General features: G+C 42.0%; 19 protein-coding genes and 1 tRNA gene. 3 read left to right on the forward strand and 17 right to left on the reverse strand.

The annotated features are described in order from the left end of the window. Positions 1 to 5: 5 nt before the first annotated feature. The 3 genes from oppC to HMPREF2853_RS03660 all read right to left on the reverse strand — a co-directional run bounded on the left by oppC (position 6) and on the right by HMPREF2853_RS03660 (position 4474). A complete protein-coding gene (gene oppC, locus HMPREF2853_RS03650; protein ID WP_007522372.1) occupies positions 6 to 932 on the reverse strand; it encodes an oligopeptide ABC transporter permease OppC in 927 nt (308 codons plus the stop codon). Beyond that, positions 932 to 2428, reverse strand: coding sequence for an ABC transporter permease (locus tag HMPREF2853_RS03655; protein ID WP_000759891.1), 1497 nt, complete (start codon positions 2426 to 2428; stop codon positions 932 to 934). The genes oppC and HMPREF2853_RS03655 overlap by 1 nt, the downstream gene beginning before the upstream one ends. A gap of 66 nt (positions 2429 to 2494) precedes the next feature. Beyond that, the gene (locus tag HMPREF2853_RS03660; RefSeq protein ID WP_070534886.1) at positions 2495 to 4474 is read right to left on the reverse strand and encodes a peptide ABC transporter substrate-binding protein; all 1980 of its coding nucleotides are present in this window, start codon (positions 4472 to 4474) and stop codon (positions 2495 to 2497) included. 298 nt (positions 4475 to 4772) lie between these two features. Here HMPREF2853_RS03660 and HMPREF2853_RS03665 point away from each other — a divergent pair. After that, a tRNA-Cys gene (locus tag HMPREF2853_RS03665) sits at positions 4773 to 4843 on the forward strand. A 133-nt stretch (positions 4844 to 4976) separates the two neighbouring features. On the opposite strand, the gene HMPREF2853_RS03670 is transcribed toward HMPREF2853_RS03665, so the two are convergent. From HMPREF2853_RS03670 to HMPREF2853_RS03715, 11 genes are all read right to left on the reverse strand, one after another. Continuing rightward, on the reverse strand, positions 4977 to 6308 hold the full coding sequence (locus HMPREF2853_RS03670; RefSeq protein WP_070534887.1) for a hemolysin family protein: 1332 nt from the start codon (positions 6306 to 6308) through the stop codon (positions 4977 to 4979). A 135-nt stretch (positions 6309 to 6443) separates the two neighbouring features. Continuing rightward, on the reverse strand, positions 6444 to 7268 hold the full coding sequence (locus HMPREF2853_RS03675) for a DNA/RNA non-specific endonuclease (protein WP_049550068.1): 825 nt from the start codon (positions 7266 to 7268) through the stop codon (positions 6444 to 6446). Positions 7269 to 7308: 40 nt separating this feature from the next. Further along, positions 7309 to 7503, reverse strand: a complete 195-nt coding sequence (locus tag HMPREF2853_RS03680; protein ID WP_000739701.1) for a DNA-directed RNA polymerase subunit beta — start codon at positions 7501 to 7503, stop codon at positions 7309 to 7311. Then, a complete protein-coding gene (gene murA, locus HMPREF2853_RS03685) occupies positions 7490 to 8773 on the reverse strand; it encodes a UDP-N-acetylglucosamine 1-carboxyvinyltransferase (RefSeq protein ID WP_070534889.1) in 1284 nt (427 codons plus the stop codon). Before murA ends, HMPREF2853_RS03680 begins: the two co-directional genes overlap by 14 nt. A gap of 23 nt (positions 8774 to 8796) precedes the next feature. Continuing rightward, complete coding sequence (locus HMPREF2853_RS09685) at positions 8797 to 9027, reverse strand: DUF1146 family protein (protein ID WP_083306884.1); 231 nt, start codon at positions 9025 to 9027, stop codon at positions 8797 to 8799. A gap of 55 nt (positions 9028 to 9082) precedes the next feature. After that, a complete protein-coding gene (locus HMPREF2853_RS03690; RefSeq protein ID WP_000730771.1) occupies positions 9083 to 10120 on the reverse strand; it encodes a SepM family pheromone-processing serine protease in 1038 nt (345 codons plus the stop codon). Continuing rightward, positions 10104 to 10592 carry a pantetheine-phosphate adenylyltransferase gene (gene coaD / locus HMPREF2853_RS03695; RefSeq protein ID WP_070534891.1) on the reverse strand — a complete coding sequence of 163 codons (489 nt, stop codon included), beginning with the start codon at positions 10590 to 10592 and terminating at the stop codon, positions 10104 to 10106. The genes HMPREF2853_RS03690 and coaD overlap by 17 nt, the downstream gene beginning before the upstream one ends. Then, positions 10582 to 11121 carry a 16S rRNA (guanine(966)-N(2))-methyltransferase RsmD gene (gene rsmD, locus HMPREF2853_RS03700; protein WP_070534893.1) on the reverse strand — a complete coding sequence of 180 codons (540 nt, stop codon included), beginning with the start codon at positions 11119 to 11121 and terminating at the stop codon, positions 10582 to 10584. The genes coaD and rsmD overlap by 11 nt, the downstream gene beginning before the upstream one ends. 64 nt (positions 11122 to 11185) lie before the next feature. Then, on the reverse strand, positions 11186 to 12178 hold the full coding sequence (gene asnA, locus HMPREF2853_RS03705; RefSeq protein ID WP_000747998.1) for an aspartate--ammonia ligase: 993 nt from the start codon (positions 12176 to 12178) through the stop codon (positions 11186 to 11188). Between the two features lie 114 nt (positions 12179 to 12292). Beyond that, positions 12293 to 12976, reverse strand: coding sequence for a Bax inhibitor-1/YccA family protein (locus HMPREF2853_RS03710; protein ID WP_049550064.1), 684 nt, complete (start codon positions 12974 to 12976; stop codon positions 12293 to 12295). 54 nt (positions 12977 to 13030) lie between these two features. Beyond that, positions 13031 to 13771 carry a TrmH family RNA methyltransferase gene (locus HMPREF2853_RS03715; RefSeq protein WP_049550063.1) on the reverse strand — a complete coding sequence of 247 codons (741 nt, stop codon included), beginning with the start codon at positions 13769 to 13771 and terminating at the stop codon, positions 13031 to 13033. Positions 13772 to 13804: 33 nt separating this feature from the next. Between HMPREF2853_RS03715 and HMPREF2853_RS03720 the strand changes: the two genes are divergently transcribed. Together HMPREF2853_RS03720 and yidC are read left to right on the forward strand one after the other, a co-directional pair. Continuing rightward, complete coding sequence (locus tag HMPREF2853_RS03720) at positions 13805 to 14083, forward strand: acylphosphatase (protein ID WP_001174620.1); 279 nt, start codon at positions 13805 to 13807, stop codon at positions 14081 to 14083. A 77-nt stretch (positions 14084 to 14160) separates the two neighbouring features. After that, complete coding sequence (gene yidC, locus HMPREF2853_RS03725) at positions 14161 to 15090, forward strand: membrane protein insertase YidC (RefSeq protein WP_070534923.1); 930 nt, start codon at positions 14161 to 14163, stop codon at positions 15088 to 15090. A 72-nt stretch (positions 15091 to 15162) separates the two neighbouring features. On the opposite strand, the gene pflA is transcribed toward yidC, so the two are convergent. From pflA to purR, 3 genes are all read right to left on the reverse strand, one after another. Continuing rightward, positions 15163 to 15957 (reverse strand): pyruvate formate-lyase-activating protein, encoded by a 795-nt coding sequence (pflA, locus tag HMPREF2853_RS03730; protein WP_070534895.1) that lies wholly within the window; start codon positions 15955 to 15957, stop codon positions 15163 to 15165. A 121-nt stretch (positions 15958 to 16078) separates the two neighbouring features. Continuing rightward, entirely contained in the window at positions 16079 to 17335 is a 1257-nt protein-coding gene (locus tag HMPREF2853_RS03735; RefSeq protein ID WP_000856549.1) for a diaminopimelate decarboxylase, read from the reverse strand. Positions 17336 to 17401: 66 nt separating this feature from the next. Continuing rightward, positions 17402 to 18229: a pur operon repressor gene (gene purR / locus HMPREF2853_RS03740; protein ID WP_002874197.1), complete on the reverse strand. Its 828-nt coding sequence runs from the start codon at positions 18227 to 18229 to the stop codon at positions 17402 to 17404. Positions 18230 to 18331: the final 102 nt, after the last annotated feature.

Consider the following 18331-nt stretch of genomic DNA (forward strand, 5'->3'; position numbering starts at 1 on the left):
TACTCCTATCTATGTGTACGTGGATCACTAGCATCCGCTAGGTTTTGACCAACAACGAAAAGAGATAGAGATACCAAAATCAAGGTAGTCAATGGAATCCAGAACAAGTAAGCGTTGGTCGTAACGTTTTGTGAGTAATCTGAGATCAAACGTCCCAAACTTGGCACTGTTACAGGCAGTCCCAATCCAAAGAAGGAAAGGAAGGCTTCATAAGAGATAAAGCTTGGCAACATCAAGGTCATTGTAGAAACAATAACAGATACCAATTGCGGCATGATGTTTTTAACAATGATTTTAAAGGTTGGTGTTCCAAGTGTTTGAGAAGCAAGGTTGTATTCCAAGTCACGGTAACGCATGATTTGGATACGAATCATATAAGCAATCCCAATCCAAGTTGTCACACTCATGGCAAAAATCAAATTCCAGAAACCAGCACCAATTGAGTAAGTCAAGACAATGACAATCAAGAGAGATGGAATGTTTGAAATAATGTTATAAACTTCCATCATGACACGGTCTACAGATTTTGAAATTCCCCAAATTCCACCAACAATAACCCCGATCACAAGGTTGATAAAAGTGGCAATTACAGAGATAAGAATTGAATTACGCGCACCAAACCAAACCCCATCAAACAAGGATTTACCATTGCTATCTGTACCAAACCAATGTTCAGCATTGGGCTTGATAAAACGAGCAGAGAAGTCATTGACCTTACTTACATCGTTGAAATCAAAATCTGAGAACATTGGGTAAATAAAACTCATCAAGATAATGGCAACCAAAATCCCCAACATAATGACTGTTGATTTTTTCTTTAGAAATTGTCTAAATACAGAACCCCAGTATGAATAGGCAGGGGCGTCAATTGTTTCAGAGGCAAAATCGTCACGTTTTACGAACTGAAATTTTTCTTTATCGATTGTTGACATTATTTGCCTCCTTTCTCTGTCAATTTAATACGTGGGTCAAGCATGGTCATCCAGATATCTCCTACAAAGAGTGAGAAGATAGAAATACATGTGAAGATGAAGACAAGACCAACTACCATTGAGTTATTTGATGCCTTAACAGAGTCAATCAACATTTTACCCATACCTGGGAAAGCAAAGACTGTTTCTGTCAATGTTGCACCACCGATAACCCCGATTACGGCACCAGGAATACCTGAAACCAAAGGAACCATGGCGTTTTTAAAGATGTGTTTATTTGAAATTTCTTTTTCAGACAAACCTTTGGCACGCGCAAAACGTACAAAGTCCTGAGATTGCAAGTCGATCATGTAACGACGAATCCAGATAGCTGTACTTGGCGCACCCAACAAACCTAGAATGACTGCTGGCAAGACATAAGAACGCCAATCTCCAGCTCCCAAAATAGGGAATGAATCTGGAAGACCAATAGATGATCCAATCAAGCGGACGATGTAAACCAAGGCAATCGTTGGAAGTGCAAGCAAGAAGGTTAGAGCACCTGTCGAGAAGCTATCAATCCAAGTATTCTTGTGGCGAGCCATAGCAGATCCAAGTGGAATCGCAATCGCATACGAAATAATCAAACCAATCAAACCAGCAACCGCTGAGCTTGCGATCATTGAAGGATATTGATAATTGCTTTCTGTAGCTGTATATGGATCGTCTTTACCATAGTTGGCTACTTCACGCGCATCTGCTTGACTTGGAGATTTGTAAGTACGAGAGTAAATATCTACAGATGAAGTCTTTTTACCTGTAGGGAATTGAACTTCTGATGTCTTAGTTTGTCCCTGACCTTGTGTGATAACTTGAAGCACTGGTGTGTTTGCATAAGTTGGGTAAGAATCTCCCAAGTTAATGTTCACAAAGTTTTGGTGTACAAATGGGAATTGATTGTTGAAATACAAAAGGTATTTGTGTTTTGTACCTGAACCAACCAATGACCAACCGATAGCAGGGTCATTTTCAAAACGAAGATAACGTTGCAAGTTTGGATTTTCAGGGTCTTGAATTTTGTTTGGATGATCAATATCAATCAAGTTCGCATAGAATTTGAAAACACGTTCAAAAATCGGAATTTCACGCGTAGCATAGAATTGACCACTTTCTGAGAATACACCTAACGTCCAACCATTTCCTAGTTGGTTGATGTATTTTTCGTAGATTGCCTTATTGGTATCATTGGCATCCACTGTTACAGATGAGTCCATCGTGCTCGCTCTTTCTTGCAACTCTTTGGTATCGTAGTACTCGATATAGCCCATCCGTTCATAAACGGTATTTTCATAATTATCCCGCTTGTCCGGCGTCGTTGCAATCTTGTTATAGTTGGTATCCTGCTTGAAAATCAATTTTCGAGGAACCATCGTATAAATAATTGTGTATGTCAAGGTTGTCACCAAGAAAATAGACAACAATGAACGCAATACACGCATAAAAATATATTTCTTCATATCGTTTCCTTTTAAAATCCCAAAAGAACCTTCTCCTCATGGAGAGAAAGTTCTCTTGAGAGTTATTTATTTAACGTGATTAGCCAATTCTTTTTGAACTTTTTCGTTTGATTCTTTTTTCTCTTTGAGCCATTTTTCACGAGCTTGTTCATAATCAGCTTTTGTTACAACCTTGTCTTGTAACTGAATATACTTAAAGTATACGTCTGAGCCCTTATCTCCAGATTGACTGTATGATGCAGAGAAAGGCACAACACGAGAAATGATTGGTGCAGCACCACTTGATGACATAGCTGGCAAGAAGAGTGAGCTATCTGTCAACCAAGCTTGGGCAGCCGCATATTTTTCATAACGAACATTCAAGTCACTTGTTTCTTTTCCTGCTTCATCAACTAACTTATCGTATTCTTTCAAACCAACTTGAGCCGCTGCAGCATTATCTGCACCTTCGTAACCCATATAGGTTTTTGTTTGTTCAGCATTCGTTGTTTTCAAGATATCAAGGTAAGTTGATGGATCTTCATAGTCAGGGTTCCATCCAACAGCACCTGAGAGATCCCAATCTTCTGCCGCTGCGCTAGCTGCGTAGTATGTAATATTCTGTAGTTCATCTGTAGTGATTTGTTGGATATCGATGACTACGTTTTCTTCTCCAAGTACAGTCTCAACGGATTGTTTGAAGGATTGAATACGTGCGATATAGTTTTTAGATGTTTGGTCTACTGGGATATCCAAGTGGATAGGGAATTTCACACCTTCTGCTTCCAATGCTGTTTTAGCTTTGGCAAATTCGGCTTTGGCTTTATCGGCGTTGAAAAGTCCATCTTGACCATCCGCAAAGTTTACATTCTTCCATTCATCACCGTAAGCCGCCATCTTTTCAGTTACCAAGTCACCGAAAGTTTTTTCGCCTGCAGAGACAAAGTCTGGTTTCACAAAGAGGTTACGAACTGCAAGAGGAGCACCTTCTTTACCATTAATTTGTGCTGAGTAAGAAGTACGGTCAAAGGCAAAGTTCAAAGCCTGACGGAAGTCCTTGTTAAGAAGGGCTTTCTTAGTAGAAGTCTTCTCTTCATCAGTTGTCTTAGAAGTGTATTTGTAACCTTGACGGTCAATATTTACACCCAAACCACCAATACCTGGACCTGATGGAGTGTAGTAAATATTGTCTTTGTATGTTTCTTCTACCTTAGAGTAGTTTGAACTTGTTGGGAAGAGACGGGCATAGCTATAAGCCCCACTTGTAAAGTTACGTTCAATTGATTCTTGATCTGAACCATCATAGTAAGCAAGTGTTACTTTATCAAGATGAACATTGTCTTTGTCCCAATAGTTTTCATTCTTCACAAATTCGATAGATGACTTAGCAGTCAAACCTCTCAGCAAGAATGGTCCATTGTAAAGCAATGATGTAGGGTCAGTCGCTTTACCAAAATCAGATCCTTTTGATTTTTCAAATTCTTCGTTCAATGGCCAGAAGATTGAGTAGGCCAGCTTAGAGTTCCAGTATGGTTCTGGTTTGTTCAAAGTGTATTCAAGGGTGTAATCATCAACTGCTTTTACACCGACTGAAGCAAAATCTTTATTGTTTCCAGCTATATAGTCAGCTAGACCTTTAACTGAATCTTCTGCTAGATACTTAGCTGCTGATTTATTGTCAGCTGCGTGTTTCAAACCATTTACAAAGTCCTTGGCTGTTACTTCAGCATACTCTTCGCCATCAGATGTCATCCATTTGACACCTTTACGAATCTTGTAGGTATAAGTCAAACCATCTTTTGAAACTGACCAGTCTTCTGCAACTGCAGGAACTAAATTCCCATACTTGTCGTTTGTGAAAAGACCGTCGATACCATTTGAAGTGGCAACCCTAGTACTTTGTTTCCCTGAAATGAGGTAATCCAACGTTTCTGGGTCAGCTGTATAAACATAGCCATAATTTTTTGGCGCTGTTGAATCAGATGATTTTGAAGAACCACAAGCAGCTAGTACTCCTGCTGCTAATAAAGCAACACCTGCTGCAACAAATACTCTACTTTTTTTCATGTTTTTAACTCCTCTTGAAAAATTTAGGCTTATTGGAAATTATAACATATATTTTTTAAAAAGTAAACGAATTTTCAGAATATTTTGGCGCATTTCCTCAAAAAACTTCCATTTGTCAAAATTTCTACATTCTTTGTTTGTTTCTGCAAGAAATACTTTCTAGTCTGATCTTCTTTAGAACGGGATTTTTACAAGCTTTTTCTCACTTCTTCAATCACCATCTGTTTTCCTAAATTGGATTTTAGAATAAGAAACTATTGACGGGAAATGATTTTCAAGGTATAATAATAAACGTTGAGGCGGTATAGCCAAGTGGTAAGGCACGGCTCTGCAAAAGCTTGATCGTCGGTTCAAATCCGTCTACCGCCTTATATCATCTGTTTTATCAGAATTCAACGAGACAGAAAGCCTGAAAAATCGGGCTTTTTTGTTATCCCTATCTATTAGGAATAACTGTATCTACCATATTGATTTACAAAAAGCAGTGACTCAAGTCACTGCTTTATTCTGTTTCTTCTTCAGGTTCTAGTTCTGTGATTTGAACTTTTACCTTGGTAACACGTCCATTTTTCACCTTATCATTGGTCAGGACGATTTGTTTGTTTTGACTGGCCAGTTCATAACTGATTTTTTCAGTTGTTGGAATCGTACCAACACCCGTCAAATAATAGCCGGCGATGGTATCCACATCATCGCTTTCTAGTTCGACACCAAAGTAGTCATTGAAGTCGTTAAGGTTCATGGTTCCCTGTGCAATATAAGTGTCCTCACCGATTTGATGGACTTCGATTTCTGCCCTATCCGTCTCGTCATCGATCTCACCGACAATCTCTTCTAAAAGATCTTCTAGAGTTACCAAACCAGCCATACCACCGTATTCGTCTAGTAAGATGGCCATTTGATTTTGGGTATTTCGAAGCTCTTTAAGGAGGTCGTCCACAAAGATGGTCTCAGGCACAAATAGTGGTGTTTGGAGGATTCGTTTCCAGACAATATTTTCAAAGCCATCTGCATAGGCAGCGTTTAGCAAACGCTTGGTATGAATCAAACCAATCACATTGTCCTTATCCCCGTCGTAAACAGGGATACGTGAGAAATTTTGCTTTAGAATACTTTGGATAATCGTTTGACTATCATCCTGAATATCTACCATAAAGGCATCTGTACGAGGTACCATTAGCTCACGAGCCATTAGTTCATCTAGTGAAAAGATTCCCTGTAGCATTTCAATCTCATCTGCATCCAGTGTTTCTTCGCTATTGGTGAGCATGTACTCTATTTCATCACGTGTCATCTTTTCATCCGCATCATCAAAGGTCATTGGCGTCACACGGCTCAATAGATTAGTTGAAGCTGACAGAAGCCAAACAAAGGGGCTGACAATTTTCCCCAAGCCAATAATGACTGGTGCGGTTCGGATGGCCAAGGTATCTTTCAGATTTAGAGCGATTCTCTTGGGATAGAGTTCCCCAAAAACAATAGAAATATAGGTCAAAAACGCTAAAGATAGAAAACTTGCAATAGCGTAAGCTGTTTCACTATTTCCTATCCAAGATGCGATTTCGCGTCCTAGCGTTTCTGCTAAACTGGCCCCTGACAAGATGGTAATTAACGTGATACCAACTTGAATCGTTGATAAAAAGTGGTTAGGATTTTCAAGTACCTTTAACAAACGAATGTAACGTTTGTCTCCCTCTTCTGCCTTTTGTTCCACTCGGGAACGGTTTAATGACACCATCGCCATTTCAGTGGCTGAGAAAAAAGCATTTAACAAGGTCAAGATAAATAACAGTACAAACTGTAGCAACAAATTCTGACTGCTCGGGTCTTCCATAGTCCTTCTCCTAAAATAGTATCTTGTGTTCCATTATATCATAAAATCCCTCAGGATTCACATTATTTTTCATTTAAAGAACAACTCCCCTGCCTCTAGAAGACAAAGGATCTGTTTTTATTGTATCTATTGTTTCTAGTCCGTCACTGTTACTTGCCCTGTTCGGTAATCAAGCTGGATTCCCTTTTGAACATTGGGGATTAGGACATTGAATTCCAATTCGCCATCTGAAGACTTGGCTTCAATTTGTGAAGCCGATGGAACTAGGTCCTCATTTGTCGCATAGTGGAGCGTCACCCGATAACGGACTCTCTTGTTTTGGTCTAAGGCTTTCCTAACCAGACTCTCATAGTAGTTCTGACCTGTCGAATCTTCAGCCTGCGCTTGGTTCGCCCAAGCTGTCTGGACTGCAATGTTCTTGGGATTGCTAGTAGAGGCATCAAAACCATCCAGACCTCCTATCAAGGCATAGCCCAGCAGGTGTCCTCTATCAACTGCATGTGTATAGGCTCCCTTTAGATTCTTGACCTGATGCCATCCTGGTGGCGTCCAAGAGGTGGAGCCATTGCCTGTTTCTTCACGATTCTTATACTGCCGAGTCGCTTTGGATAAGATGGCATTGGCAACAGTCGGGACTGTTTCTTTTCCAACTGTCTTTGTTTTATTATCCGCATAGGGTTTGCTAGAAACCTTGGCATCTAGATTGGTTTTATTGCCATTGACAATGAAGGCCCCTGCTCCATTCCACTCGAGCCCCCCCTTGATTTGATTTTTGATTGACTCAGTTAAGACACTTTCAGCTAGCTCCTGACTGGGAGCTTCTGAAGCTTGTTTTTTCTGACTAACCTTGGTTCTAGGGGTGTTTGGCGCTGTCTGCATCTGCTTGATATAGTAGCTTCCAGCAGCCAAGAGTAAGAATAGAAGTAACCCTATCAGAGCTTGTCTTGTTTTTTTGTCCATTTTTCTCCTTATTTCTTTAGAAAAAGACTGGTCTCCCAGTCTAATTTCCTGTAAATTTGCTAATCAATTCCTGCCACTTTGCTGGAGACAAGATTGCCCATGGATCCTGTCCCTTTCCTAGGATGCCATAACCAACCATCAAGCCGATTCCTAAAGCCAGAAAGCCTAGCAATAGTACGATAAAAATCAACAGTAAACGACGGAGTACATAGCGTAAGTTTTTATTCTTCTTCATCATTTGCCTCGATTCGCTGAATCTTCGCTCCTAGCTGAGCCAATTTCTCATGGAAACGGTAGTAACCTCTATCAAGGTGGACTAACTTACCAACAACTGTTTCTCCCTGCGCCACCAGACCTGTCAAAATCAAAGCAGCACTAGCGCGAAGGTCCGTTGATAGAACTTCTGCCCCCTGTAAAGCCTGTCCCCCAACAATACGAGCTGTGTCACGGATAATCTCTGAATGCAAGCCCATACGTCTCATTTCCTCTAAGTGTTGGAAGCGATTCTCAAACACCGTTTCCACCATGGTGGATTCCCCTTTTGCAACTGTCATTAGAGCTGTAAATTGTGCCTGCATATCTGTTGGGAATCCTGGATGTGGTAAGGTTTTTACATGAACAGCCTTTAGATTTTCCAGTTGAGAACGAACACGGATACCTTCTGACTCCTCTGTCACTTCAACACCCATTTCAAGTAGTTTTGAAATCAAGGGGCGATTGTGTTCCCAGACGGCATCACGAACGAGAACATCGCCACCGGTCATAGCTGCCGCTACCATAAAGGTTCCAGCTTCGATACGATCCTGCACGACATTGTGGGTCGCACCATGGAGTTCCTCAACACCAGTCACTGTGATTGTTTCGGTACCAGCTCCCTTGACCTTGGCTCCCATTTCATTAAGGAGAATAGCGAGGTCAACAATTTCCGGCTCACGCGCAGCATTTTCTATCACTGTCACACCGTCAGCTAGAGTTGCCGCCATCATGAGGTTTTGTGTTGCGCCAACACTTGGGAAGTCCATGTAGATATGAGCGCCATGCAGGCGTTCTGCCTTGGCTTCGATGTAACCAGCTGTCTGGGTAATCTTTGCCCCCATAGCTTCCAAACCTTTGAGGTGGAGGTCGATCGGACGACTCCCGATGGTACATCCCCCTGGCATAGAAACTTTGGCATGGCCTACACGAGCAAGGATTGGTCCCAAGACAACGATGGATGCCCGCATCTTGCTGACATACTTGTATGGAGCTTCCTCCGTGATATCAACAGTCGCATCAACCTCGACAACATGAGCTTCCTCATCAAAGTCCACCTTGGCATTCAGACCTCGAACCACTTGATTCATGGTGAAAACATCTGACAAGATTGGGACGTTCTGCAAGACTGTCTTACCCTTGCTTGCTAGAATAGTCGCTGCCAACAAGGGCAAGACTGCATTCTTTGCTCCCTCGATCGTCACACTCCCGACCAGACGATTATCTCCGCCTTGAACCACAATTTTTTCCATAGTTGTTTCCTTTACTTTTGATTTTATAATAGTCCTCTAAGTGCTTCTTGCCACAGTTGGTACAAACTGATAAAGAATGAACTCAAGATGTAGCCCATCACAATACTAAAGAAGCCTACCAACAAACGAACTTTTTTTGTGTTAGTAGCGGTCACTTTTAAAACCTTTTCCCATCTCACAAGATCCTTCAAAAGGTAAGAACTCAAATAAATAAAGAGTATATGACTACTTAGAGTGAATAATAATTGAACCATTTGACTATTATACCATCTTATCCGCTTGCGCGCTAGTTTTCAATTTTTCTACGAATTAGGGATTGTTTTTAAGGTAATCAATTGCATCCTGCAATGTCTTAACGGGAACGATTTTCATCTCTGTTTTGATCGTTTTAGCAGCTTCTAAGGCTGTTTCATAGTTGCTTTTCGCATTGGGATCTGCTTTTTTTGCTTCCTCGGTGACTGGATTGTCAGGAGCAAAAAAGATGTTGGCTCCCTGACGAGAGGCTGCAACTACTTTTTTGTCAATTCCACCGATGTCGCCAACATTTCCATCGCGATCAATAGTTCCCGTTCCCGCAACGATGCGGCCATTACGAAGACCTGGATCTGCTATCTGGGTGTAAATAGCTAGGCTAAACATGAGACCGGCGCTTGGCCCGCCGATACCAGCTGTTGAAAAACGAATCGGAACATCACTGGTCACTTCCGTACGGTCAATCAGACCAATCCCAATACCGTTTTTCCCGTTTTCGAGAGTGATAATTTTACCTTCAGCAGACTTGACTTTTCCGTCTTCTTCATAGGTTACCTTGACCCTATCCCCTAATTGTTGAGAATTGACATAGTCGACCAAGTCTTTTGAACTGTCAAATGTTTTGTCATTAACAGCCGTCACGGTGTCTGCAATGTTCAGAATGCCCTTAAAAGTTGAATTGTCCGTCACGGTCAAGACATAAACTCCCAGATACTTGAGTTCAATATCCTTACCAGCGGTCTTCAATCCTTGATACTTGGCCATGTTTTGAGAAGTTTGCATATAGAACTGATTGATCCGCATAAACTCTGCATCAGTAGAGCCACCCGTAGTCTCCTTGGCACTTCTAATATCCGTGAAAGGTGTTAACCAAGCATAGACAAGATGCGATAGGGTTGCGTGTCGAATACCAACTGTTACAAACTGGTAAGCTCCTGCTTCCGTATCCTCTGTTTCATTGACTTTCAAAACTCGACGAATATCTTCCGCTCCACCCGGAACTTCTATGTAGTAAGGTAAAGGTACTACAAAGGCTAAAAAAGTCAATACTAGTGCTAGGATGACATATAAGGGCCATCTAGTTTTTTTCTTCATGTTCTAATTCCTCCACAACACTGTTTGGGACATATTGCTGAATCTCCTGACCAAACTTCAGAAGTTCTCTCACGGCCGAAGAGCTGATATAAAGATGCTCTGGGCAGCTATATAGGTAAATGGTTTCGATTTCTGGAGCCAGTTGATGATTGTAGTAATCAAAACTAGACTCGTATTGCAAGTCGGTGGTATTTCGCAAGCCACGGACAAGGGTTTTAGCCCCCAGTCTTCTTGCAACATCGACGACTAGTTGGTCATGAGAAGCCAGCACCTCTACATTATCTAAATGCGCCACCGCTTTTTCGACTGCTCGTTTACGGTTTTCAACAGGGAGAAAGCCTTGTTTGTGGGGATTGTAGAACACCCCGACATAGAGCTTGTCAAAAAGTTTGCTAGCACGTTCAATCATATCCAGATGTCCATTTGTCATCGGATCAAATGAACCTGTAAATAATCCAATTTTATCTGACATAGACTGTCACCTTACTAATCCCATATATTTTTTCCTTCCAGATGCCTAAGCAGGCGATTTCTTCTGGAAGCTCTACAGATTTATCGGTTTCGCAGACAACCATGACCTCTTCGGAGAAAAGGTTTCTTTCTGCCATTTTTTCGATATCTGCAACGATTTGTTCCTTGGCATAGGGCGGGTCTAAAAAGACCAGGTCAAAGGGACCCTTCACTTGCTCCAAGGCCCGTTCAGCCTCCATCTTTAAGAGCTGAAATTTGGAAACTTCCTTGGTCATTTGGATATTTTCAGCGATGATAGCTTGTGCCTTTCGATCCCGTTCCACTAAGATAGCACTGGACATCCCTCTTGACACAGCTTCAATAGACAGACCGCCACTGCCAGCATAGAGATCCAAGACACGACCACCCTCAAAATAGGGACCTATCATGTTAAAGATAGCTCCACGCACCTTATCTGATGTCGGCCTCGTCGTCTTGCCTTCTAGCGTCTTGAGGGGACGCCCTCCGTAGATTCCTGATACGATTTTCATACCGTTTATTATACCAAATTATAGGCAAAAAGAGAAAGAAAACCGAACCTTGCGGTTCGATTCTCTACAAAATATTTTCGTACGTATCGCGAACTTCTTGAGGCCAAACACTGGTCTGGACCTCTCCGATGTGTTTCTTACGAAGAAGGAACATGGCCATCCGAGACTGTCCGATACCCCCACCGATTGTCAGTGGGAAAAGGCCGTTAAGCAAGGCTTTATGCCATTCCAATTCTAGACGATCTTCGTCTCCTGTAAGAGCCACTTGGCGACGGAGTGTATCCTCATCTACCCGAATCCCCATTGATGAAAGTTCAAAGGCACAACCAAGAGATTCGTTCCAAACGAGAATATCGCCATTCAACCCCTTGTAGCCATTTTCAGACTCTGTTGTCCAGTCATCGTAGTCAGGTGCACGGCCATCATGAGGTTTTCCGTCAGGCAACTCGCCACCGATACCAATCAAGAAGACTGCACCGAACTCTTTACAGATCGCATTTTCACGCTCTTTCGGTGTTAAATCTGGATAGCGTTCTACCAACTCTTCTGTATGGATAAAGGTGATTTGTTTTGGCAAGATCGATTCGATATCATAGCGAGCTTCTACTGCTAGCTCTGTCAGACGAATAGCCTTGTAAATCTTCTCAACAGTCTCTTTGAGATAGGCGATATTGCGTTGTCCATTTGGGATAACCTTCTCCCAGTCCCACTGGTCCACATAAACTGAGTGGGTCGCATCAAGCGAATCTTCGTCTGGACGAAGGGCCTTCATGTGAACAAACAGACCCTCACCTTCACCGAAACCAAAACGAGCCAAGGTGTGGCGTTTCCATTTGGCAAGTGAGTGAACGACTTCATAAGTTTCATCTGGAATCTGCAAAACCTTGACAGATACTGGATTTTCGACACCTGACAGGTTGTCCTGCATCCCATCCCCGACCTTGCTCAAGATAGGACCTTGAACTTCAACAACTTCTAACTTATCTTTCAAATACTGGGTAAAAGTGTTTTTGACAAAGGAAATTTCTTCTTGTTGATGAATAAAACTTTTCTTCATAAACAGCTCCTCAAAAATTAGTTAAAAGCATTATACACCTATTTCCAAGAAAAGAAAAGAAAAGAGTAAATAAGAAAAAGTCAGTGCTCTTTTGAACACTGACTCTGTTATTCATTAATCGTTTCGACCAAAGATTCGTAAGATGCTAAGGAAGAGGTTGATAAAGTCTAGATAGATGCTAAGCGCCATTGAGATGACCCAACCTGTCGCTACTTGTCCTCGTGACTGTTCATAAACATAGCGAATCTTTTGGTTATCCCAAGCAATCAAACCTGAGAAAACCAAGACCATGGCAATACTAATCATGTAGTCAAAGAAGCTATTGGCTAAAAATAGATTCACAACCATGGCAATGATGAGACCAACAAGCGCCGCCATCAAAGCTCGGCCCATTCCACTCAAATCTTTCTTGGTGAAAATTCCGATTGCCGCCATGACAAAGAAGAGAAGGGCACTGGATACAAAGGCTGATAAGACGGTCCCAGGTGTATAGAAGGCTACGACAAAACTCAGCGTAAAGCCATTTAAAACAGAATAAACTAAAAATACTGGGAGAGCTGCTGGACTATTTTTGGCAGCCATGCTACTTGCAACAAAGACTAGAGCAAGTTCTGCAAAAGTTGCAATAATCAGCCAGAGACGGCCATGCATTAAAAAGTAGACCAATTGGGACTGAAAGACTGTCAACATCAAAGCTGACACGAGAGCTGATAGACCAATCCCAAGTCCCACAAAAGCATAAACCTTAGCGTAAAATTGATTGAGACCTGAACGTTCTTGAATAATCGTTTGATTCATTCTGATTCTCCTTTTTCTATAAATATGTCTTGATTATAACAAAGTTTTTATAAATTAGCTGAAATAAAACATCAAAATACCTGCGGCAACCGCCACATTGAGACTTTCCGCTCGACCTTTCATGCCTATATGAACCAGCTGATCAGCACTCTCAGCCATGACAGAACTAATCCCCTGCCCTTCATTTCCCATGACTAAAACAAAGTTCTCTAGTGAAGAAAGCTCACGATAATCCTTTGAATCTCTCGATAAGGTCGTTGCTAGAATGGGCAAATCGCTCTTCTTTGCCTCTTCTACAAAGCTGGTAAGAGGCATACGATAGATAGGCAAGTGAAAATGACTTCCTTGCATGGAACGTAGAGTCTTAAGACTGTAGATATCTGCTGACTTGTCTGAAACAATAACCCCTGTAAAACCTGCAGCATCCGCCGTCCGAATCATGGTGCCCACATTACCAGGATCTTGAACATCCTCTAAAAATAGATACTTGCCCTGATGGAGATCAGGCAGTCCCACTTCTTCTTTTTGAATCACTGCAACAATCCCTTGAGGAGTTTGCGTATCTGCCAAATCTAGCAAAATCTCCTCTGAAACCCAGATAGTTTGAGGAAAAGCAGCTAGCTGATCTCGATAACTTTCTAGGGCAAAGACCTTTTCAATCGTCACTCCTGCTTGAACAGCTTCTTCAAACAAGTGCCAGCCCTCAATCAAATAAGCAGACTTTCGATATTTTTTTTGATGCAATTTCTTGGCATTTTTTACCACAGAATTGGCTTTTGAGGTTATAATAGTCATAGAAATATTATAACACAATCAAAGGGGTTTGGTATGCAAAAGGTTAGAATGATTGCCCAAGGCAGGGTGCAGGGTGTTGGTTTTCGCTGGGGTGTTTATACTTTAGCTCTTGAAATCGGTGGCATCACTGGTCGTGTCTGGAATAACGATGATGGCACAGTGGAAATTCTTGCTCAGGCAGACTCCTCTGCAACTATGGCAAAATTTATCCAAGAAATCCGAAAAGGTCCGACACCTTTTTCAAAAGTTACCTATCTAGATGTACAAATGAGCAACTTTTCATCCTATTCGGACTTCAAAGTCGCAAATTAGGTCTCTAGAACTATTGTATATTTTACAAAAAAACAGTAGAATAGAGAGGTATAATTTTTAAAGAAGGAATGAAAACATTGAAATCTATTAAACGTTTTGCCCTCTCTGCTATGGGAGTGGCTATGCTACTCGTCTTGTCAGGCTGTGTCCAAGTAGACAAAGCAACAGGTAAGCCAATTGGTCCCGTTTGGGATTTCTTGGGTGCTCCGATGGGAGAAGCTATCAAGTACTTCGCTACTGATAAAGGTCTAGGCTTCGGGGTCGCTATCATTATCGTAACCATTATCGTGCGCTTGATTATCTTGCCACTTGGTATCTACCAATCATGGAAGGCGACACTTCACTCTGAAAAGATGAACGCCCTCAAACACGTACTCGAACCACACCAAACACGTCTCAAAGAAGCAACAACTCAGGAAGAAAAACTAGAAGCACAACAAGCTCTCTTTGCCGCTCAGAAAGAACACGGCATCAGCATGTTCGGTGGTGTAGGATGTTTCCCTATCCTCATTCAAATGCCTTTCTTCTCTGCTATCTACTTTGCAGCCCAATACACTGAAGGAGTAGCTAGTTCTACCTTCTTGGGTATCGATCTTGGTTCACCAAGTCTGCTCCTTGTCGCCTTCGCTGGTATCCTCTACTATCTCCAATCACTCCTCTCACTTCATGGAGTAGAAGACGAGATGCAAAGAGCACAGCTCAAGAAAATGATTTACATGAGCCCACTCATGATTGTCTTCTTCTCCTTCTTCGCACCAGCCAGTGTGACCCTTTACTGGGTTGTCGGTGGTTTCATGATGATTCTCCAACAGTTCATCGTTAACTATGTCGTTCGTCCAAAACTTCGCAAAAAAGTTCGTGAAGAATTTGCCAAAAATCCACCAAAAGCAAGTTCATTTTCAACTGGAGGCGGACGCAAAGATGTCACTCCAAACCAAGCAACTGCGATCATGACCAATAAGAAACATAAAAAACGCAATGCTGGTAAACAACATTCTAGAAAATAAGAAAAAGGCTTAGCTGAGAGGCTAAGTCTTTTTGCATCACAAAAGCCCGATGTCTCCATCAGGCTTCTTTTTTTATCCATGAACACGTTTCATGTAGTCTTGGTAACTTTCTGTATCCATCAATTTCTTGGCATTCTTGACACGGTCTGCTGTTGGAGGTTTGACCCCTTCAAGCGAATAAGGAATTCCTAGTTCACGCCACTTGAATTCTCCCATCGTATGATAAGGTAGGATTTCAAACTTGTCAACGTTTTTGAGGGTTTTTACGAACTTCCCAAGTTCAATCAAATCTTCATCACGGTCTGTCAATCCTGGTACGAGAACATGACGAATCCAAACAGGCTTCCCGATATCTGATAGGTACTGGGCACAGGCCAAGATGTTTTTATTGGTTTGGCTTGTGACAATCTTGTGCTGTTCTTCGTTGATTTCCTTGATATCCAGAAGAACCAAATCTGTTACCGCCATGAGTTTATTAAACTTTTCGAGATAACGTGGTTTATTACGGAACGGAAGGGCACAGGTATCCAAGGTACAGTGGATTCCTTTTTCCTTGGCCTTGGTAAAGAGGGCAATTAGGAAATCAATCTGTAAGAGGGCTTCTCCACCACTGACAGTGATTCCTCCCTTGTCTCCCCAGAAACCACGGTAGCGAAGGGCTTCTGTCAAGACATCGTCTACTGTCCGTTCGCGTGATTTATTGGTCTCCATAGCCCATGTGTCTGGGTTATGGCAGTACTGGCAACGCATGTGACAGCCCTGCAAAAAGACAATAAACCGAATCCCAGGGCCATCTACCGCCCCAAAACTCTCTGTCGAATGCACCATTCCTGTCATTTGTCCATAGTCAATTGTTTCTTCAGACATATCGTCACCTTCCTTGAAACCGTTTTATAGTTTTATTATATCACGAGTAAGGTGAAAAACAAGGTTTTTTTGTCTATTTTTTAGAAAGCAATCTGTTTTTCACTTTCATTTTCAATTTCTTTTAATGATCCGATTCAAAATCAAAACCATACAAGGTTGCAAAATAGTCCTCAGGGCGCTCTGCACGGCGGATTTGGCGGGCTTTTCCTTCTTCGGTATAGAGGATTTCTGCCGAGCGTAGTTTGGCATTGTACTGGTAACCCATGGAGAATCCATGTGCACCTGTATCATGAATCACTAGCAAATCACCGATTTCTGTATGAGGTAGTTCGCGGTTCACTGCAAATTTATCATTGTTTTCACAGAGTGAACCAACCACATCTACCACCTCAACTGGTCCATCTGGATGGGTCAGATTGGTGATATGGTGGTAGGCTCCATACATGGCGGGGCGCATGAGGTTGACTGCTGAGGCATCCACGCCCAGATAGGTACGGTAGGTTTTTTTCTTATGAGTGACTCTTGTGACCAAAGCTCCGTGAGGCGCCAACATAAAGCGGCCTAATTCAGTAAAAATCTTGACCTGACCAAGTCCTGCAGGTGTGAGGACTTCCTCATAAACCTTACGAACTCCCTCACCAATCACAGCGATGTCATTTGGCTCCTGGTCTGGGCGATAATTGACTCCGATTCCGCCGGAAAGATTGATAAAGTCTAGCGAAATACCCAACTTTTCCTTAATTTCAACGGCTAATTCAAAAAGCTGACGCGCCAACTCTGGATAGTAGAGATGGGTGACGGTATTGGATGCTAGGAAAGAGTGAATCCCAAATGTCTTGGCTCCTTTTTCCTTCAAAACCGCAAAGGCTTCAAAAAGCTGATCCTTGGTCATGCCAAACTTGGCTTCTCCAGGATTGTCCATGATGTCTGTCCCTAGCTCAAAAACTCCTCCAGGATTGTAACGACAAGAGATAATTTCTGGAATGCCTGCCGCTCGCTCTAGATGTTCAATATCTTCAAAGGCATCCAAGTTAATGGTCGCACCTAATTCACGCGCATAGGCATATTCCTTGTCAGGCGTGTTGTTAGAAGAGAACATGATTTCAGAACCGGGGAAATCCAGTTTATGGCTCATCAAAAGTTCCACATAACTAGAACAGTCCACACCACAACCTTCCTCTTGGAGGATTTTCAAGATGGCTGGGGTTGGAGTGGCCTTGACGGCAAAATATTCTTTGAATCCCTTATTCCAAGAAAAGGCCTGGTTGACGGCTCTTGCTTTTTCACGAATCCCCTTCTCATCATACAAGTGAAAGGGAGTCGGGAACTCTGCAACAATTGTTTCTAAATCTTCACGGCTGATAAATGGTGTTTTCATAAGCATCCTTCTATTCTGTTTGCAAAGAAAGGCTGGGACAAGCGTTCCAACCTTTAGTTCTATCTCTTATTTGTCTTCGTCAAAGATATTTCCAATCTCGACATCGATGGATTGGTTCTTAACATCAATATTAGTTACTTTCAAGAGTGACTTGTAATCAAACTGCTTTTCACGTTCTTCTTGGGCATTGTCTGCAAAGACTGCGACACCAGCTAGTTCAGAATCGAACTCACGCAAGAGACTAATCATCCCGTTGACAGTTCCGCCGCCTTTCAAAAAGTCATCCACGATCAAGACACGACTGCCTGCCTTGAGGCTGCGTTTTGAAAGGAACATTTTCTCAATACGGTCGCCACTTGAACCTGAAACATAGTTGACGCTGACCGTTGAACCTTCGGTAATTTTCAAGTCACGGCGCACAATGACAAATGGAACATTGAGGACATTGGCAACTGCATTTGCGAGTGGCACACCTTTTGTTGCTACTGTCATAACGGCATCGATTTTTTGGTCCATAAAGCTCTTGGCAATGATGCGCCCAATATTTTTCAAAATGGCAGGCGTACTGAGCAAATCAGACAGATAGATATAACCACCTGGCAAGATACGATCGCTTTCTGAAAGTTTGTCACGCAAGTCTGCGATCATTTCTTTGGCTTCATGGCTCGAGATGGATGGTGTAAAGATAACGCCACCACCTGCTCCAGTCACTGTCTGGATATGGCCGATTTCGATTTCTTCAAAAGCACGCTTGATAATCACGATATCCTCTGAAATAGAGGATTTAGCAGATTCGTACTTTTCTGCAAAGGTATTGAGACTTGTTAGTTTGTATGGATTATTAATCAAATAGTTGGAAATGACAACCATCCGATCACTTCTTCTTAATTTCATTTTTATTTACCATTCCATTTTATTTTGATATTTTATCCATTATACCACATTCACATAAAAAAACGAACATTATTGCGTAAAAAATGCTCGTTTTTCTTAAAT

Source organism: Streptococcus sp. HMSC077F03, from assembly GCF_001812375.1.
Classification (GTDB): Bacteria; Bacillota; Bacilli; order Lactobacillales; family Streptococcaceae; genus Streptococcus; species Streptococcus oralis_S.

Excerpts from the sequence above, each read along its gene's own strand:
- HMPREF2853_RS03710 (WP_049550064.1), bottom strand. The coding sequence starts at position 12,976 with ATGAATCAAACGATTATTCAAGAACGTTCAGGTCTCAATCAATTTTAC.
- asnA (WP_000747998.1), bottom strand. The coding sequence starts at position 12,178 with ATGAAGAAAAGTTTTATTCATCAACAAGAAGAAATTTCCTTTGTCAAA.
- HMPREF2853_RS03660 (WP_070534886.1), bottom strand. The coding sequence starts at position 4,474 with ATGAAAAAAAGTAGAGTATTTGTTGCAGCAGGTGTTGCTTTATTAGCA.
- HMPREF2853_RS03735 (WP_000856549.1), bottom strand. The coding sequence starts at position 17,335 with ATGAAAACACCATTTATCAGCCGTGAAGATTTAGAAACAATTGTTGCA.
- murA (WP_070534889.1), bottom strand. The coding sequence starts at position 8,773 with ATGGAAAAAATTGTGGTTCAAGGCGGAGATAATCGTCTGGTCGGGAGT.
- rsmD (WP_070534893.1), bottom strand. The coding sequence starts at position 11,121 with ATGAAAATCGTATCAGGAATCTACGGAGGGCGTCCCCTCAAGACGCTA.
- HMPREF2853_RS03680 (WP_000739701.1), bottom strand. The coding sequence starts at position 7,503 with ATGAAGAAGAATAAAAACTTACGCTATGTACTCCGTCGTTTACTGTTG.
- HMPREF2853_RS03670 (WP_070534887.1), bottom strand. The coding sequence starts at position 6,308 with ATGGAAGACCCGAGCAGTCAGAATTTGTTGCTACAGTTTGTACTGTTA.
- HMPREF2853_RS03690 (WP_000730771.1), bottom strand. The coding sequence starts at position 10,120 with ATGAAGAAAAAAACTAGATGGCCCTTATATGTCATCCTAGCACTAGTA.
- purR (WP_002874197.1), bottom strand. The coding sequence starts at position 18,229 with ATGAAATTAAGAAGAAGTGATCGGATGGTTGTCATTTCCAACTATTTG.
- pflA (WP_070534895.1), bottom strand. The coding sequence starts at position 15,957 with ATGTCTGAAGAAACAATTGACTATGGACAAATGACAGGAATGGTGCAT.
- HMPREF2853_RS03655 (WP_000759891.1), bottom strand. The coding sequence starts at position 2,428 with ATGAAGAAATATATTTTTATGCGTGTATTGCGTTCATTGTTGTCTATT.
- oppC (WP_007522372.1), bottom strand. The coding sequence starts at position 932 with ATGTCAACAATCGATAAAGAAAAATTTCAGTTCGTAAAACGTGACGAT.
- HMPREF2853_RS03720 (WP_001174620.1), top strand. The coding sequence starts at position 13,805 with ATGCAAAAGGTTAGAATGATTGCCCAAGGCAGGGTGCAGGGTGTTGGT.
- coaD (WP_070534891.1), bottom strand. The coding sequence starts at position 10,592 with ATGTCAGATAAAATTGGATTATTTACAGGTTCATTTGATCCGATGACA.
- HMPREF2853_RS03675 (WP_049550068.1), bottom strand. The coding sequence starts at position 7,268 with ATGGACAAAAAAACAAGACAAGCTCTGATAGGGTTACTTCTATTCTTA.
- HMPREF2853_RS09685 (WP_083306884.1), bottom strand. The coding sequence starts at position 9,027 with ATGGTTCAATTATTATTCACTCTAAGTAGTCATATACTCTTTATTTAT.
- HMPREF2853_RS03715 (WP_049550063.1), bottom strand. The coding sequence starts at position 13,771 with ATGACTATTATAACCTCAAAAGCCAATTCTGTGGTAAAAAATGCCAAG.